The sequence below is a fragment of the Mesorhizobium sangaii genome, assembly GCF_014207355.1.
GTDB lineage: Bacteria > Pseudomonadota > Alphaproteobacteria > Rhizobiales > Rhizobiaceae > Mesorhizobium > Mesorhizobium sangaii.
This window is the reverse complement of record NZ_JACHEF010000002.1, coordinates 1136575-1152990: the sequence shown is the minus strand read 5'-3', so window position 1 is coordinate 1152990 and position 16416 is coordinate 1136575. Positions and strand designations below refer to the sequence as shown.

The 16416-nt window shown below is 63.9% G+C and carries 14 protein-coding genes and 1 tRNA gene; 2 read left to right on the top strand and 13 right to left on the bottom strand.

Annotation, left to right across the window (positions count from 1 at the left end; translation table 11 throughout):
- Window positions 1–49 precede the first annotated feature (49 nt).
- The 10 genes from HNQ71_RS14650 to HNQ71_RS14605 form a co-directional block, all read right to left on the bottom strand.
- Window positions 50–1090: a branched-chain amino acid ABC transporter permease gene (locus HNQ71_RS14650; protein WP_184873223.1), complete on the bottom strand. Its 1041-nt coding sequence runs from the start codon at window positions 1088–1090 to the stop codon at window positions 50–52.
- A gap of 3 nt (window positions 1091–1093) precedes the next feature.
- A complete protein-coding gene (locus tag HNQ71_RS14645; RefSeq protein ID WP_184873222.1) occupies window positions 1094–1993 on the bottom strand; it encodes a branched-chain amino acid ABC transporter permease in 900 nt (299 codons plus the stop codon).
- Window positions 1990–2922, bottom strand: coding sequence for an ABC transporter ATP-binding protein (locus HNQ71_RS14640; RefSeq protein WP_184873221.1), 933 nt, complete (start codon window positions 2920–2922; stop codon window positions 1990–1992). The genes HNQ71_RS14645 and HNQ71_RS14640 overlap by 4 nt, the downstream gene beginning before the upstream one ends.
- 123 nt (window positions 2923–3045) lie before the next feature.
- On the bottom strand, window positions 3046–4149 hold the full coding sequence (gene sfnG, locus HNQ71_RS14635; RefSeq protein ID WP_184873220.1) for a dimethylsulfone monooxygenase SfnG: 1104 nt from the start codon (window positions 4147–4149) through the stop codon (window positions 3046–3048).
- A 165-nt stretch (window positions 4150–4314) separates the two neighbouring features.
- On the bottom strand, window positions 4315–5769 hold the full coding sequence (locus HNQ71_RS14630; protein ID WP_184873219.1) for an FAD/NAD(P)-binding protein: 1455 nt from the start codon (window positions 5767–5769) through the stop codon (window positions 4315–4317).
- Window positions 5766–6938, bottom strand: coding sequence for an FMNH2-dependent alkanesulfonate monooxygenase (gene ssuD / locus HNQ71_RS14625; RefSeq protein WP_184873218.1), 1173 nt, complete (start codon window positions 6936–6938; stop codon window positions 5766–5768). The genes HNQ71_RS14630 and ssuD overlap by 4 nt, the downstream gene beginning before the upstream one ends.
- A gap of 264 nt (window positions 6939–7202) precedes the next feature.
- Window positions 7203–7982: an SDR family oxidoreductase gene (locus tag HNQ71_RS14620; protein WP_184873217.1), complete on the bottom strand. Its 780-nt coding sequence runs from the start codon at window positions 7980–7982 to the stop codon at window positions 7203–7205.
- Window positions 7983–8006: 24 nt separating this feature from the next.
- Window positions 8007–8957: an L-arabinose ABC transporter permease AraH gene (gene araH / locus HNQ71_RS14615; RefSeq protein ID WP_184873216.1), complete on the bottom strand. Its 951-nt coding sequence runs from the start codon at window positions 8955–8957 to the stop codon at window positions 8007–8009.
- An 11-nt stretch (window positions 8958–8968) separates the two neighbouring features.
- Window positions 8969–10480, bottom strand: coding sequence for an L-arabinose ABC transporter ATP-binding protein AraG (gene araG, locus HNQ71_RS14610; RefSeq protein ID WP_343068166.1), 1512 nt, complete (start codon window positions 10478–10480; stop codon window positions 8969–8971).
- Window positions 10481–10551: 71 nt separating this feature from the next.
- On the bottom strand, window positions 10552–11544 hold the full coding sequence (locus HNQ71_RS14605) for an arabinose ABC transporter substrate-binding protein (RefSeq protein ID WP_184873214.1): 993 nt from the start codon (window positions 11542–11544) through the stop codon (window positions 10552–10554).
- A gap of 257 nt (window positions 11545–11801) precedes the next feature.
- Between HNQ71_RS14605 and HNQ71_RS14600 the strand changes: the two genes are divergently transcribed.
- Window positions 11802–12491 (top strand): FadR/GntR family transcriptional regulator, encoded by a 690-nt coding sequence (locus HNQ71_RS14600; RefSeq protein WP_210333926.1) that lies wholly within the window; start codon window positions 11802–11804, stop codon window positions 12489–12491.
- Window positions 12492–12499: 8 nt separating this feature from the next.
- A complete protein-coding gene (gene dgoD, locus HNQ71_RS14595; protein ID WP_111544911.1) occupies window positions 12500–13648 on the top strand; it encodes a galactonate dehydratase in 1149 nt (382 codons plus the stop codon).
- Between the two features lie 3 nt (window positions 13649–13651).
- Here dgoD and HNQ71_RS14590 read toward each other — a convergent pair whose 3' ends face one another.
- The 3 genes from HNQ71_RS14590 to HNQ71_RS14580 form a co-directional block, all read right to left on the bottom strand.
- Window positions 13652–15397 (bottom strand): adenylate/guanylate cyclase domain-containing protein, encoded by a 1746-nt coding sequence (locus HNQ71_RS14590; protein WP_184873212.1) that lies wholly within the window; start codon window positions 15395–15397, stop codon window positions 13652–13654.
- 352 nt (window positions 15398–15749) lie between these two features.
- A tRNA-Ala gene (locus HNQ71_RS14585) sits at window positions 15750–15825 on the bottom strand.
- 172 nt (window positions 15826–15997) lie between these two features.
- Complete coding sequence (locus tag HNQ71_RS14580) at window positions 15998–16387, bottom strand: TIGR02300 family protein (RefSeq protein WP_091581070.1); 390 nt, start codon at window positions 16385–16387, stop codon at window positions 15998–16000.
- Between the last annotated feature and the right edge of the window lie 29 nt (window positions 16388–16416).

The window sequence follows — 16416 nt, the reverse complement described above, 5'->3', positions numbered from 1 at the left end:
GTCCGGCCTCTGGTTCATTTTCAGTTCGAGGCGGTTGCCCCGGATCAGCTCAAGTCGACTGCCAGGCGAACAGGAGCCGTCTTCGGATCCTGTCCCACAGCGCCACCAGCCCGTCGGGTTCGAGGATCAGAAACAGGATGATGAGGGCGCCGAGCACGATGCGCTGGCTCATGTCGAGGACGCCCGAGTCAAAGACATCGCCGAGCAGAAGACCGCCGAGGCGAGACAAAGCGAGCGGAAAGACGACGATGAGGGCGGCGCCGAAAAAGGCGCCGCGGATCGAGGCCAGGCCGCCGATGATGATGATGAACAGGATCTGGAACGACCGATCGAGGTCGAAACCGTCCGGCTCGACGGTCCGCAGATAGGCGAAGGCCCAGATGACGCCTGCGACGCCGATGATGAAGGACGAGATGGCGAAGGCCAGAAGCTTGGTCTTCAGGACCGGGATGCCGATGATGCGGGCGGCAGTTTCATTGTCGCGGATGGCGATGAAGTTGCGCCCGGTCTGCGACGACACCAGCCGGTATGCAAGGAAGGTCACGATGGCGACGATGGTCAGCGCAAAGAGATAACGGCCGACGGCGCCGTCGAGAGCAAAGCCGGCTATTGAAAGTCTTGGCGCATCGATGACGCCGGACGCCGAGTCGTTGGAGAACCAGCTGAACTTGGTCAGCGCCCATTGCACGAAGAACTGCGCGGCAAGCGTCGAAACCGCGAGATAGAAGCCCTTCAGCCGCAAGCTGGGCAAGCCGAAGACGATGCCGATCGCGGCCGCGACGAAACCGGCCAGGACAATGCTGCCGATCAGCGGCAGGCCCTCGACCCGCAAGTTGAAATTATAGGCGGCGAAGGCGCCCGCCGCCATGAAGGCGGCACTGCCCAGCGAAACCTGGCCGGCATAGCCGGTCAGGATGTTCAAGCCCACGCCGGCGAGGCTGAGCGCCAGGAACGGCAGCAGGATGGCCTCGAACAGGTAGCTCGAGCCGATCAGCGGCACGACGCCATAGGCGAAGGCGATCAGCAGGACGGGTGCGATCCATTTCGGCAGCACCGGCGCGGAGGAGAAATGGCCTGATATCGCGGTCATGGCTCAGATCCTTTCGACGAGCTTCTGGCCGAACAGGCCGGAAGGACGGATCAGGAGGAAGACGAGCGCGACGACATAGGCGAACCAGCTCTCGATGCCGCCGCCGAAATAGTCGCCGATATAGACCTCGGCGAGCTTTTCGCTGGCGCCGATCAGCAATCCACCGACGATGGCGCCGAGGATGGAATCGAAGCCGCCGAGCACCAGCACCGGCAGCGCCTTGAGCACCACCAGGGACAGCGAGAACTGCACGCCAAGGCGTGCCCCCCAGAGCAAGCCTGCCACCAGCGCGACAAGCCCGGCCGCCGCCCAAACGGTCGCCCAGATCAAGGGCAGGCGCAGGCCAACCGCGAGGGCCGCGAACTGGTCGTCGGCGACAGCGCGAAAGCTGAGGCCGATGCGGGTGTAGCGGAAGAACAACGACAGCAGGAGAACCATGCCGGCGGCCACCACGGCGGCGAAGATATCGAACTGGCTGATCAGCACGCCGCCGATTTCCAGCGGCACGTCCTCGATGCCGAGATCGAGGCCGTGGACCTGCGTGCCCCAGATCAGCTGGGCGGCGCCCTCGATGATATAGGACAGGCCGAGCGTCGCCATGAACAGCGTGATCGGCGGCTTGTTGGTGAGCGGCCGCAGCACCGTGCGCTCGATGGCGATGCCGATCGCCACCATGATGGCGAAGGTGACCACCAGCGCCAGCGCGAATGGGACGCCGCGCTCGACAAGGCTGACGAAGGTCAGTGCGGCGAACAAGAGCAGCGCGCCTTGCGCGAAATTGAGCACGCCTGAGGTCTTGTAGATCAGCACGAAGCCGATGGCGACCAGCGAGTACATGACGCCGGAGAGCAGGCCGCCGACGAGCACTTCGATGAAGAACTGGTAGTCGAAGTCGGCGATCATATGCCTGCCCCGTCCTCATTGTCCGAGGCGACGCCGAGATAGGCATCGATGACGCGCTGGTCGTTCCTGACTTCGTCGGGCGTGGCGTCGGCGATCTTGCGGCCGTAGTCGAGAACGGCGATGCGGTCGGACAGACCCATGACGACGCCGACATCATGCTCGATCAGCACCACGGTGGTGGCGAAGCGGTCGCGCGCGGCACGCACGAAGCCCGCCATCTCGCCCTTTTCGCTCGCGGTCATGCCGGCCATCGGCTCGTCGAGCAAAAGCAGGCGCGGTTGCGCGACCAGCGCGCGGGCAAGTTCGACCCGCTTCTGCAGTCCGTAAGGCAAGGTGCCGACAAGGCGATCGCGAACGGGGCTGAGGTCGAGGAATTGGAGGATCTGATCGGCGCGGCTCAGAGTGTCGCGCTGCTCGCCGCGCGAGCGTCCGATGCCGAGCACCTGGCCGGCAAAGTTGGAGCGGACCTTGTAGGCAAGGCCTGAGGCGACATTGTCGAGGACGCTGAGACCCTTGAACAGGGCAAGGTTCTGGAAGGTCCTGGCGACGCCGAGATGCGCCAGCCGCTGCGTCGGGACCTGGGCATAGCCGACACCATCGAGCAGGACATGACCGCGATCCGGCCGATAGACGCCGCTGATAACGTTGATCAGCGAGCTCTTGCCGGCGCCGTTCGGGCCGATGATGGCGCGGATCTCGCCGGGATGGACCGACAGGTCGATATCGGCCAGCGCGACGACGCCGCCAAACGACAGGCCGATGCCCTGAAGCGAAAGCAGCGGAGCGGCTTGCGCGGCAAGCCCGGTGGGCTCGGCGCGGCCTTCGGATGGCTGCGCTGGCGGCAGAGCTGACGGCAGGCCGCGCGCCAAGACTTCCGGCGCATAGACCGAAGCCTCCATCACTCCGAGGGCATAACTTGGCAACGGCATTCCAATCGTCCTCATTGCACCCTCAGGCGCGCAAATCCTCGTTGCCGCTCGAAGGATCGAGCGCGCAGGGCAAGCTTCATTCGTGGGTTGGCCGGAGCCTGTCCGGCCGACCTTTCAGGGTGGCTATTCCGCCGCCAGCGAGGCCGCCGCCTCGCTGTCTTCCAGCTCGCGGACGAGCGGAATGACATGCTTGCCGAAATACTCGACCTCTTCCTGGAAGTGCAGGAAGCCGAGCAGGATGAGATCGGCGCCGGCGCGCTTCAGGTCGACGATACGCTCGGCGACCTGCCTAGGCGTGCCGATCAGGTTCGAGCGGAAGCCGTCATTGTACTGGACCAGATCGTCGAAGGACGATTTCGCCCAATTGCCCTCGCCTTCCGGCGAGGCCTTGCCGGCATTCTTGACCTCATGGCCAAAGGCGTTGACCGCCTCGGGATTGGCCTTGGCGATGATTTCGGCGAGCACCGCCTTGGCCTCGTCCTCGGTCTCGCGGACGATGGCGAAGGCATTGACGCCGACCTTGACGGAATGGTTGTTGGCCTTTGCCTTGGCCTGGATGTCATCCACCTGTTTGGCGATCTCGGTCGGCGTGTTGCCGTTGGTGAAGTACCAGTCCGAAACGCGCGATGCCATGTCTCGCGCTGCGCGCGACGACCCACCCTGGAAGATTTCGGGTAGCGGATGCGGCGGCTTCGGCTTCAGCGAATATTCGTTGAAGCGATAGAAATCGCCACGGAAGGTGAAGCTGTCCTGCGTCCATATTCCGCGCAGCGAACGGATGAACTCCTCCGAGCGGCGATAGCGCTCGTCATGGTCGAGCCAATGCTCGCCGATGGCGTGGAACTCGCCACGAAACCAGCCGGAAACGAGGTTGATGGCGACGCGGCCGTTGGTCAGGTAGCTGATGGTGGCGATCTGCTTGGCCGCCAGCGCCGGATTCCACGGTCCGGGCAGGATCGCCGCGATGACCTTGAGCGTTGTGGTGGCCGCAAGCAGATCATGGCTGAACGCCACCGATTCATGCTGCTCGTCGGCGCCGTAGCCGGCGGTGAAACGGATCTGGCTGAGCGCGTAGTCGAAGCCGGCCTTCTCGGCGATCTGCGCCAGCTTGCGATTGTACTCGGCCGAATGGTTGGTGCGCTGCTCGATGTTGGAGATCACCAGGCCGCCCGAAACATTAGGCACCCAGTAGGCGAATTTGATCGCGTCGGTCTCAGCGTGTGCCATGAACTGTCTCCCCTTCAGGCGGTGTCGTTGATCGATCCGACCGCAGCCGGTTTTCGCCAATATTTATTATGTTTATAGAATATATATACAAAGAAGGATTTTCCGTTTTTGGGGCCCTCTCGGGACGGAAATACCAATTTTGCCCGGCCAACCCGGCTTCGATTGTCAGCCCGCGACCCGAACGTGTTCGGCAGTGGCGCCGACGGCCTCGGCTGGCGTGTCGAGCAGCTTTGCAATCTCGGCCGCGACCGCCTGGGCATGGCGGGCAACCTCCGGCAGGCCCATGAGTTCGCCGAAAGTCCCGCGTGCCAACGGCCCGGCGACAAAGAGCGTCGTGACCGCCCTGCCGTCCCGGCCGACGGCGCGGCTGTCGCGGTTTGTCTCGATCCCCAGTCCGTAGGCGTCGGCTCTGATCAGCCCTGCGTCGGTCAGCGAGCGCAATGCCGGGTTAAGCTGCAGCGCCTGCCCATGCGCCGGACCGGTGGTGTTGATGACGGCATCGAAGCGGGCCGTCTCGATCCGCGTCTGCCCACGCCGCTGAAAGCTGACCGCCAGGCTGTCGTCCTCATGGTTCGATGCGACAAGCCTGGCAGCAATATTGTCGAATGTGCCGGCTGTATGGCGGCGGTCGAGCACGGCCGCGACCTGTGGTGCGATCCTGAAGCGATGCACGTCCCAGAACACGCGCAACTGGCGGACCAGCCTTGCCCGCTCAGGCGGCGCAAGTGCGGCCCACAGCACCGGCCCCTGCTGGCGCAGCTGGTCGAAGACGGACTGCCAGTTGACATTGGCCGCGTGCGCGGCTGCCAGCGTCGCACGGATGGTTTTGAGCAGCCGCAGCGCCGTTGTGGCCGGCACGGAGGCAAAGTCGCCGAAGGGCTCACCCCTGATGGCCGGGTGGCCGCGCGAGCGCAGCCCGCGGCGAGACAGCGCCAGGATGCGGCCGCGATGCCCACGGCGATCGAGTTCGGCAACCATGTCGGCCGAGGTCAGTCCGGAGCCGACGATCAGCACCGACGCCTGCCGCCCGATTCCAGCAAGCGCTGCAGGAGCGTACGGATCGGTGATGAAGCCAGGCGCTTCCGCCAGCGAGGCCAGCGCGGCGGGAATATTGGGCAGCGGATGCGTCGCCGCCAGGACGACGATGTCGGCGGCGACCGGCCCGTCCGAGGTGTGCATGGTCCAGCCCCTGCCATCCGCGTCACGTGCCACATGTGTGGCGAGACCGCCGACATGATGCACCGCGCCCGAACCGAGCCAGGGTGCGAGGTGCTCGGCGACGTAGCGGCCGAACACGCGCCGACTCGGATAGACATCGCCATTCTTCCAGATGGCGTCCGGATCGCGCTCGAGTTCGCCATCACGGCTCAACCAGCGCGCAAAATGCTGCGGATCATCGGGAGCCATGCTCATCCTGACCGCTGGGACATTGACCCGGTGTGCCGGCTCCTCGCTGGAATAGGCCAGGCCGCCGCCGAGCGCCGGTCTCGGCTCGATCACGGAAATCGGCAGGCGCTCCGGCCGAGATGCCCGCGCCAGGTGCCAGGCCACCGCGGCGCCGGAAAAGCCGCCGCCAATGATGGCGACGCGCAACCGACGGGTCGGGGGGAGCGCGTTCACGAGGCGCTGGCGAGTGACTTCGGCCGGTGGTCGCCGGCAATGGTCTCGCCGAACGGGCCGGTGTTGACCGACGAGCCGGCGGCCTTCACCAGATGATCGGTCGGCAGTTTCGGCAGCACCAGCTCGCCGAAGCGATAGGCTTCCTCGAGATGCGGATAGCCGGACAGGATGAAGGTATCGATGCCGAGGCGGCGGTATTCGTCGATGCGTTCGGCAATTGTGTCGGGGTCGCCGACAAGCGCCGTGCCGGCGCCGCCGCGCACCAGGCCGACGCCGGCCCACAGATTGGGCGCGATCTCGAGCTTGGCGCGGTTACCGCCGTGCAGTGCGCTCATCCGCGCCTGACCGACCGAATCCATGCGGGCAAAGACTTTTTGCGCCGAGGCGATCGTCGCATCGTCGAGCCGGCTGATCAGGCTGTCCGCCGCGGCCCAGGCCTGTTCTGTCGTCTCGCGCGCGATGACATGCAGGCGGATGCCGAAGGAGAGCTTGCGGCCGGCCTTCTCGGCGAGTTCACGCACGCCGTCCAGCTTGCGCTCGACATCGGCGGGCGGCTCGCCCCAGGTCAGGTATTTGTCGATCTCCTGTGCCGCCACCACGGATCCGGCGTCGGACGAACCGCCGAAATAGAGCGGCGGGTGAGGCGTCTGCACCGGCGGAAACAGCAGCCGGCCGTCCTCAATGCGGAAATGCTTGCCCTCGTGCTCGACCGTCTCGCCGCTCAGCACGCGCTTGTAGATCTGAAGGAATTCCTGCGTCACCTCGTAGCGCTCGGCATGCGACAGGAAAATGCCGTCACCCTTGTTCTCCAGCGGGTCACCGCCGGTGACGACGTTGATCAGCAGACGACCGTTGGAGATGCGATCGAGCGTCGCCGTCATGCGCGCGGCGAGCGTCGGCGACTGCAGGCCGGGCCGCACGGCGACGAGGAAACGCAGGCGCTCGGTCAGCGGCACCAGCGCCGAGGCGATCACCCAGGAATCCTCGCAGGCCCGGCCAGTCGGCAACAGCACGCCGTAGTATCCCAGCGTGTCGGCTGCCTTTGCCACTTGCGTCAGGTAGGGCAGGTCGACGGCCCTGCCGCCTTCCGATGTGCCGAGATAGCGGCTGTCGCCATGCGTCGGCAGGAACCACAGCACCTTGATGCGGTCAGGGATGTCCCGTGTCATCGCCTGCCTCCTGAAGTCCGACGACGTTGGCCGGTCATGCCAGACGGAATTGAGGGCGAGCGCAGAAGGGTGGGCATGGCGTGGTCCTGTCCAGGTGGAAACCAGATCGCCAGTGCAGATTGCTTATTCTATAAATTCTGTAGAGTTAGTTTATTCTAAATCCGCGACGGTGATTAGAAATTCTCTCTCCGGATGGGGGCGCCAACCCGGTTCAACCCTTGCCCAAACCGCCGAACCCGTGCTGCGATCGTCTCTTGGCTATGATCAGGCTGGATGCTGCAGCTGGCTCAGCCCGCCATCGACGACGAGACTGGCTGCGTTCATGAACGGGCACTCGTCGGAAATCATGAACACCGCGGCAAGCGCGATCTCGCGCGTCGACGCGATGCGGCCGCCGGGATGCAGCGCCATGGTGTTGGCGCGCGCCGCAGCCGGGTCAGGAAAACTGTTCCAGTAGTCGATGGCTTTCTGCGTCTCGACATAGCCTGGCGCCAGCGCGTTCACGCGCACGCCCTGCCCCGCATATTCCAGTGCCAGCGATTTGGTCAGGCCGAGCAGCGCATGCTTGGCGACGGGATAAGGGAAGGTATGCGGAATGATGGTGAAGCTGTGCGTCGAGGCGATGTTGAGGATGGCGCCGCCGCCGCTTGCGATCATACCCGGCAAGACTGCCTTGCTGCAATTCCAGGCGCCCTTGACGTTGACGTCGAAATTGCGGTTCCACTCCGCCTCGCTGGTGTCGAGCGGCGTCGAAAACACATTGACCCCGGCATTGTTGATCAGCGCGTTGACGGGGCCGATTTCATCGTTCGCCCAGCTGACGGCCGCGGCAATCGCCGCCCAATCGCTGATGTCGGCTGCGGTATGCCCGACATAGCCTTGGGGTGCGGCGAGGCCAGCGACAGTCTTGTCCAGCAATGCACCGTCGCGGTCGACGAGGAACAGTCTTGCTCCCTCGGCCAAACAGGCTTCGGCAATGGCGAGCCCGATGCCCTGCGCGGCCCCTGTCAGGAAGATGCGTTTGCCGGACAGGCGCTCAGCCATTTTTGTTGCTCCAGTCGAAGACGCTCAACGCCGGCCCAGTGCCGACGAGCGCAGATTGTCGAGCAGCACCGCCAGGAGCAAGATAACGCCGCGCACGATGTACTGGTAGAAGGCCGGGATGTTGAGCAGGTTCATGGCGTTTTCGGCGATGCCCATGATCAGCACGCCGACGATGACGCCCGACATTGTGGCGCGGCCGCCGGCGAGCGAGACGCCACCGAGCACGCAGGCCGAGATGACCGAAAGCTCAAGCCCGACCGCCGCGTTGGGCTGGCCGGAGGTGATGCGCGACGCGAGCAGGATGCCGGCGATGCCGCAGACGACGCCCTGAAGCGTAAAGATCCAGATGCGCGTCCGATCGACATTGACGCCGGCCAGTCGCGAGGCCTCCGGATTGCCGCCGATGGCCAGCGTGTTCTTGCCGAAGACGGTGCGGTTGAGGACGAAGCCGAAGATGCCGAAGAGAACGGCCAGCACCCAGATCGGCGTCGGTATGCCGAGCAGTTTCGACAGCGCCAGCTGGTAGAAATCCGGACTGTTGATGCCGACGGCGCGGCCGTCGGACGCGATCAGCGCAAGGCCGCGCACGATCTGCATGGTGGCCAGCGTGGTGATCAGCGCGTTGATGCGAAATTTGGCGATGACGACGCCGTTGATGAAACCGACGAAGGCGCCGCAAGCGATTGCCGCCAGAAGGCCGAGCAGGATCGAACCGGTGGCGTTCGACGCCATCACCGCGACCATGCCGGCAAAGGCGACTATGGAGCCGACCGACAGGTCGAAGTCCCGCGCCGCGAGGCAGAACATCATGGTGCAGGCGACGATGCCGACGGTGACCACCGACTGCAGCAGTCCGAGCATGTTGCGATCGGTGAGGAAGTTCGGCACCAGAGCCGACACCAGCGCGAAGGCAACGATGAAAATGACGACAAGGCCCTGTTCGCCGAGCAGGATCTTCTTCAACCGGTCGGTCATGGCGGGGGTCCTCAGGATGCGATCGCGTCGGGGGTTTTCTTGTCGGGAAGGGCGGCGGCCAGGATCGCCTTCTCGGCGAACTGGTGGCGGGTGAGTTCGGCGCTGATGCGCCCGCCGCACATCACCAGGACGCGGTCGCAGATGCCCATCACCTCCGGCAGTTCGGACGAGACGACGACGATCGCCATGCCGTCCTCGGCAAGCTGGTAGAGCAGTTCGTAGATTTCCGATTTGGCGCCGACGTCGATGCCACGAGTCGGTTCGTCGACGATGAGCACCCGCACGCCCTGCTCGGACAGCCAGCGGCCAAGGATGACCTTCTGCTGGTTGCCGCCGGAGAGGTTGATGATGTCCTGCTTGCGCGACGGTGTGCGCACCTTGAGTTTCTTGATGAAGGTTTCGGCGGTCGCGGTCTCGCTGGCCCGGTTCAGCACGCCAAAGCGTGTGTGATGGCGGCGCGACGAGATGTTGATGTTCTCCTCGATCGAGCGGCCCTGGATGATGCCGTCATGCTTGCGATCTTCCGAGCACAGCACAATTCCGGCCCGGATCGCGCCATGCGGATCGGTGGCGTGCACCACCTTGCTGTCGACGGTGATGGCGCCGCCCGAGCGCGGATCGGCGCCAAAGACCAGCCGCATCAGTTCCGAGCGGCCGGCGCCGATCAGGCCGAAGAAGCCGACGATCTCGCCGGCGCGGGCCTCGAAGCTGGCCGGCGTCGTCAGCTTTGCTCCTGACAGGGCCTCGACCTTCAGTCTGATATCGCCTGCCTTGCGCGGGCGAAAACCCCAGATGTCCGAAATTTCGCGGCCGACCATTTCGGCGACGACCTGATCGCGGGTGACGTCCTTGAGCGAAATGTGGTGCGCCGCCAGCTTGCCGTCGCGCAGCACGGTCAGGCTGTCGCAAAGCCTGAACACTTCGTCTAATCGGTGCGACACGTAGATGATGACCTTGCCCTCGCCGCGCAGCCGATCGATCAGGGCAAACAGGATTTCGCTTTCGCGCGACGACAGCGACGAGGTCGGCTCGTCCAGCGCGATGACGCGCGCGTCGAGCATGATCGCCTTGGCGATCTCGACCATCTGGCGCTCGCCGATCGACAGCGTCTTGACCTTGCGGCGCATGTCGATGTCGATGCCGGCCGATTTCAGCTTGGCGCCGACGTCGTCAAGCATCCTGGTGCGCGCAATGATGCCGGCGCTGGCGGGAAAGCGGCCGAGGCTGAGGTTTTCGGCAACGGAGAGCTCGGGAACGAGCTGCAGTTCCTGGTGGATGACGATGACGCCATTGTCGAAGGCGTCCCGGGTCGAGGCATAGGCCTGGACCTTGCCGTCGATGCTGATCTCACCCGCGTCGGCATGCTGGTCGCCGGACAGGATCTTGATCAGAGTGGATTTGCCCGCGCCGTTCTCGCCCATCAGGCCATGCACGACGCCCTTGTCGACGCCGAAAGAGACGTCCGACAGTGCCTTGACGCCCGGATAGGTCTTGGTGATGCGCGAGAAGTCGAGAAAGGACACAGGCGTCGATCCTTGTTGTGCCATGACAAACTGGCGGCGGGATGAGCCGCCGCCTGTTTGTACAGGGAGGATTATTCGATGCCGAGGCCCTGGCGGACCTTCTGGTAGTCGTCCCGCTTGGCCAGTGCGCCGGAGGTCAGGATCAGCTTCTCCGGTTCCTTGTTGTTGGCAACCCAGTCGTACATGTTGAGCGCCGTCTCATAGCCATGGCGCTTCGGCGAGATGATCACGGTGCCGACAAAGCCGGTGGCGGCCGGCTTCTTGAACTCGTTGATCGCCGAATCCGCGCCGCCGATGCCGACACCGATCATGCCGTCCGCCGGGATGCCGACGCTTTCGGAGGCGCGCACGGCGCCGAGCACGGCTTCGTCATTGAGGCCGAAGGAGACCCACTTCTTGATGTCGGCGTGCGCATTGAGCACGACCGTCGCGGCATTCAGCGCGGCTTCCGTGTCGGTCTTGGCCTGCGGGGCGTCGAAGATGTTCTCGGCCTTGAAGCCGTTCGCCTTCAGCACCGAGATGGCGCCTTCGACGCGATCGACCGCCGTCGGCAGCTGGTCATAGGAGACGCGGATGGCGCCAACCTCGTCGGCCTTCCAGCCGCGCGCCTTCATTTCATCGACGATCGCCTGGCCGACGGCCTCGCCGATCTTGGTGGCCGAGATGCCCATATGCGGCACGCCTTCCAGCGCCTTGCCGTCGGCACCGACCAGACGGTCGTCGACGGTCATCAGCTTGAGATTGTTGGCGGCGGCCTTGGCGACGATGCCAGGTCCGAGCTTCACGTCCGGCGTGCAGACGATGAAGCCCTGGGCGCCCTGGGCACCGAGATTGTCGATCGCCGACATCAGCTTCTCACCGTCCTCGGCGCCGATCTTGACGAGGGTGAAGCCCTTTTCCTTGGCGGCCTGGTCGGCAAATTTCCATTCGTCCTGGAACCACGGTTCCTCGGGCTGTTTGACGATGAAGCCGATCTTGGTGTCCTGAGCATAGGCAGAAGCGATCGTCGTGACGGACAGCACGGCAAGCGCGCCCGCGACGAGCGCGGTCTTCAAAAGTCGCATGATTACCTCCCAGCGATAGGCCGGGCGCTCAGCCCGGGTGTCGGCGCTTCTAGTCGCTTTTATCATACTCGTCAATTGATCTGGTATGATAATTAATGTACATGCTCTGACCAACGACCGCTGGCGCAACCCGTTTGCATCCGCTAATGCCGGGCCGGTTGTGCGAACCGGCTGGTTTGCCGCCTTGGAGGAGGGCTGAGGTGACCGAAATTTCGAAGAAGGCCCCGGAGAGTGCGACCACCCGTCGCCCGCGCGTCATGCCCGATGTGACCAAGGCAATGGCCTCGGACATCTTTTCCGGCCGCTACCCGGCCGGGTCCTCCTTGCCGACCGAAAACGAACTTGGCGTCGAGTACGGCGTCAGCCGCACCGTCATCCGCGAGGCGCTGAAGGTGCTGGCCGCCAAGGGGCTGGTGTTGTCGCGGCCGCGCGTCGGCACCGTCGTCTGCAACGAGGACGACTGGAACATCATCGACCCGCAGGTGCTGGCCTGGCACGCGCCGCACGCGCTGGACGACAAGCTCTTCGACGCCATCCTGGAAACACGCAGGGCCATCGAACCGCTGGTCGCCGAGCTTGCCGCGACGCGCGCGACACTGCAGGAGATCGCCGATCTCGAGGCGGCATGGCGCGGCATGGCCGGCGCCGGCGAGGATCGCGCCGCTTTCTCGCGCAGCGACATCGCTTTCCACCAGATCGTCTATGCCGCGAGCCACAACCCGATCTTTCGCCAGATCGGCAATCTGATCGACACAGGTCTCAAATTCTCGCTGGAGGCGACGGCGACGATTTCGCTCGAACGGCGCCTGGAAGCGGTGGCGGCGCACCGCGAGGTGGTCGAGGCGCTGCGTATGCGCGACGCCGAGGCGGCGCGTGGCGCGGCAAACAAGATCCTCGACCTTGCGGCGCGCGACCTCGTCAGCGCCAAGAAACTCAAGAACAACTGAGGCAGCGCATGAAAATCATCTCGCTCACCACCTACATCGTTCCGCCGCGCTGGCTGTTCCTGAAGATCGAGACCGATGCCGGTGTCACCGGCTGGGGCGAGCCGGTCGTCGAAGGCCGGGCGCTGACCGTCGAGGCGGCGGTCAAGGAGCTTGGCGATTATCTCATCGGCAAGGATCCGCGGCTGATCGAGGACCACTGGACGGTGATGCATCGCGGCGGCTTCTACCGTGGCGGGCCGATACTGATGAGCGCCATTGCCGGCATCGACCAGGCGCTTTGGGACATCAAGGGCAAGGCGCTCGGCGTGCCCGTGCATGAACTGCTCGGCGGCAAGTTGCGTGACAGTATCAAGGTTTATTCCTGGATCGGCGGCGACCGGCCGGCCGAGGTCGCCGCCGGTGCCCGGGAAGTGGTGGCGCGCGGCTTCCTGGCGCTCAAGATGAACGGCACCGAGGAACTGCAGATCGTCGACAGCCACGACAGAATAGATGCCGCGGTCGAGCGGGTCGCCATGGTGCGCGAGGCCGTCGGCCCCAACATCGGCATCGCCGTCGATTTCCACGGCCGCGTGCACCGGCCGATGGCTCGCATCCTGGTCAAGGAGTTGGAGCCCTACAGGCTGATGTTCATCGAGGAGCCGGTGCTCAGCGAAAACCGCGAGGCACTGAAGGAGATCGCCGCCCTCGGCTCGACGCCGATTGCGCTCGGCGAGCGGCTCTACAGCCGCTGGGACTTCAAGTCGGTGTTCGAGGAAGGTGTCGTCGACATCATCCAGCCCGACCTCTCGCATGCGGGCGGCATCACCGAATGCCGCAAGATCGCGGCGATGGCCGAGGCCTATGACGTCGCGGTGGCGCCGCACTGCCCGCTCGGGCCGATCGCGCTTGCGGCCTGCCTGCAGCTCGATGCGGTCAGCTACAACTGCTTCATCCAGGAGCAGAGCCTCGGCATCCACTACAACGCCGCCAACGACTTGCTCGACTACGCCGCCAACAAGGATGTCTTCCGCTACGAGGATGGTTATGTCGCCATTCCCGATGGCCCGGGCCTCGGCGTCGAGATCGACGAGGACTACGTCAAGGAGCGCGCCAAGGAAGGCCACCGCTGGCGCAATCCGATCTGGCGCCACAAGGACGGCTCCTTCGCCGAGTGGTGATGACTATGCTTTCACCTGCGCCGCTTCGGGAGACTTCAGTCCATCAACCAGATGATGAAGATCCGCCTCGTTCTCGTAGTGCAGGGTAGAGACCAACGCATCAATGGTGAATTCCGGATCGACCTTGTCTATTTGAGCGAGGTGAGCGGACGCAGCGGTCCGATCGCCCAGCCAGTGATAGGCCGCCGCGACAAAGGCGTGTTGGTTGGCATCCATCTTCGACAGATGCATGAAGGCCTCGATTGCTTCGGGATATTCGCGGGCTGTAAAGTGAGCTTTCCCAAGATGGCTCCAGAAGCGTTCTGGGTGGTGAGGGTTCAACCGCATCGCCTTGCGAATCCAGTCGGCCCCTTCCTTGGGGTGACCGAGCCAAGTCAAAAGCTCGCCGTGCTGGACCACGACGAGATCGTAGTTCGGATTGAGTGCGAGAGCCCGCTCCTGGTGGTGCCGAGCCTTCGTCAGATCGTTGCGGCTGATGCTAATGGCCGCCAATATCCGTTGGACGTCGGCATCGTTGCTGTCCAGTGCCTGCGCCAACTCAAGCTCACGGACGACTTCGTCGAAGGCGGCGTCCTTATCGGCGCACCAGCCGTAGCCCCAAGCTTGCCCCAGGATGCAGCCCCGCCAGGCATGGGCATGCGCGTATTCGGGGTCGAGTTCCAGCGCTCGTGTCACCAGCTTCAGCGCCTCCTCATTCTCGGCTCGACTGCTGCGATGGTGGCGGACCTTGGCCGCGAGCACGCATTCGTATGCTGCCATGTTGGCAGGTGTTTTGCGCGCCACGACATCCTGCTGCGCGGCTTCGACGCGGCCTGGCAGCGTGGCCACGATCGCTGCGGTCAGTTCGTCCTGAATGGCGAAGACATCGTCGAGCTTGCGGTCGTATCGCTCGGCCCAGATGTGCGCATCGGTGGCAGTATCGATCAGCTGCGCCGTCACCCTGAGCTGACCGCCCGATTTGCGGACGCTGCCCTCCACCAGGAATTGCGCGCCCAGCTTCCGGGCGATTTCACGGAGGTTTACCGACTGCCCTTTGTAGACGAAGGTGGAGTTGCGCGAGATGACGAACAGCTCGTGCCGGCGCGAAAGTTCCGTGATGATATCCTCGGTCAGACCATCAACGAAAAATTCCTGTTCGGATTCACCGCTCATATTGGCGAATGGCAGGACCGCAATCGACGGCTTCACCACGCTGTGCCGGGCCGAGCCGTCCCCCGCTCGCGGATCGGCTGCATCGTCCAGCACCGCGCGCCAGACCCGTATCGGGCGAGAGATGTTCTTCAGGGCCTTCTCGCCGAGGTCCTCGAACCTGATTTCGAGCCGATCGAAGACCTGTTCGTACACGGCCTGGGTGACGCACACCCCGCCGACTTCGGCCATCTGCTCCAGCCGGGCGGCGACATTCACGCCGTCGCCAAAAATGTCGCCCTCATCGAAGATGATGTCGCCGAGATTGATGCCGATCCGGAACTGAATGCGTCCGGCTTCCGGCACGTCGGCGTTGCGGCGGCGCATGCGGATCTGCACCTCCGCCGCGCAGCGCACGGCATCTGCCACGCTCTGGAACTCGACCAGCATGCCGTCACCGGTGGTTTTGATGATGTGGCCCTGGTTCTTGGCGATTGCCGGATCAATAAGTTCTATCCGGTGCGTTTTGAGCCGCGCAAGCGTGCCCCTCTCGTCGGCTTCCATGAGCCGAGAGTATCCAGCCATGTCGGCTGCCAGCACCGCCGCGAGCCTGTGTTCCATGTTCCAGCCTCGAAGCACGCAATCCTAGATGGCAAACGCTGCAATCAAAGCCGATCACGGTCACGCCCGCCACCTAACAGCGCCGTCCCCGCGCGATCGGAAGGCGCCCAGTCATAGCTTTACTCGAAATGAGCGCATGCGGGAAGGAAATCGAACGCTCCACATACCCGCTCGCGGCTGCTCGATTGGTCGGCCTGCTCGAAAGGGCAAGGTTTCATCCCAATCCATCGCATTCGGTAGCCGGTCGAACGGCTTCGAAAATGGTGGCTTCAGGAAAGTGCTTCGACCACGTTCGTAGAATAGGCCTTCAAATCAAAGGCCTTCCAGGAAAATCAACGACCTAGAGGGAACTTGGTGGAGCCAATCGGAATCGAACCGACGACCTCTTGAATGCCATTCAAGCGCTCTCCCAACTGAGCTATGGCCCCACTTCCGGCAGTCAACCGGCGCCGTTTCCGGCGAAGAGATCCGGCGTGGGTTGGAGACCGCGCCGTTAGTGCAGGCGGCTTCTAACCCCGCCTTTCGTCAATATCAAGCCTTCGAGAGCGGCTTTTTCTTCACAGGCCACGAAAGCTGGCAAACGCCTGCTTTCAAGGCCGATCAGACCTCGTCGTCGTCGTCGCCGACGCCGATCATGTCGGCAACGTCGTCGTCTTCTTCCTCTTCGTCGGCAAGGAACGTGTCATCCTCGTCGTCGCCGAGGTCGACATCGTCCTCGTCGTCGCCGAGATCCGGCAGATCGTCGGCCTTGACGTCTTCGTCGGCCTCTTCGAGCGAGACGACTTCAACGCCCTCTTCGTCCTCGGCGTCCACTTCCTTCTCGGCCACTTCCTCTTCCTCCTCGAGGGCGGCGATCTTGCCTTCCTCGAAATAGGAACGCGGATAGGTCTTGCCGGTGTAGGGCGAGACGATCGGGTCCTTGTTCAGGTCGTAGAATTTTCGACCCGTCTCCGGGTCGATACGTTTTGTGCCAAGTTCGGTTTTTGCCACGGCAAGCCTCGTCAATAAAAGAGTGGTCC

What these genes read in the sequence shown, in the direction of transcription:
- HNQ71_RS14650 (WP_184873223.1), bottom strand. Translation starts at nt 1,090, where the DNA reads ATGACCGCGATATCAGGCCATTTCTCCTCCGCGCCGGTGCTGCCGAAA.
- HNQ71_RS14645 (WP_184873222.1), bottom strand. Translation starts at nt 1,993, where the DNA reads ATGATCGCCGACTTCGACTACCAGTTCTTCATCGAAGTGCTCGTCGGC.
- HNQ71_RS14640 (WP_184873221.1), bottom strand. Translation starts at nt 2,922, where the DNA reads ATGCCGTTGCCAAGTTATGCCCTCGGAGTGATGGAGGCTTCGGTCTAT.
- sfnG (WP_184873220.1), bottom strand. Translation starts at nt 4,149, where the DNA reads ATGGCACACGCTGAGACCGACGCGATCAAATTCGCCTACTGGGTGCCT.
- ssuD (WP_184873218.1), bottom strand. Translation starts at nt 6,938, where the DNA reads ATGACACGGGACATCCCTGACCGCATCAAGGTGCTGTGGTTCCTGCCG.
- HNQ71_RS14620 (WP_184873217.1), bottom strand. Translation starts at nt 7,982, where the DNA reads ATGGCTGAGCGCCTGTCCGGCAAACGCATCTTCCTGACAGGGGCCGCG.
- araH (WP_184873216.1), bottom strand. Translation starts at nt 8,957, where the DNA reads ATGACCGACCGGTTGAAGAAGATCCTGCTCGGCGAACAGGGCCTTGTC.
- HNQ71_RS14605 (WP_184873214.1), bottom strand. Translation starts at nt 11,544, where the DNA reads ATGCGACTTTTGAAGACCGCGCTCGTCGCGGGCGCGCTTGCCGTGCTG.
- HNQ71_RS14600 (WP_210333926.1), top strand. Translation starts at nt 11,802, where the DNA reads ATGCCCGATGTGACCAAGGCAATGGCCTCGGACATCTTTTCCGGCCGC.
- dgoD (WP_111544911.1), top strand. Translation starts at nt 12,500, where the DNA reads ATGAAAATCATCTCGCTCACCACCTACATCGTTCCGCCGCGCTGGCTG.
- HNQ71_RS14590 (WP_184873212.1), bottom strand. Translation starts at nt 15,397, where the DNA reads ATGGAACACAGGCTCGCGGCGGTGCTGGCAGCCGACATGGCTGGATAC.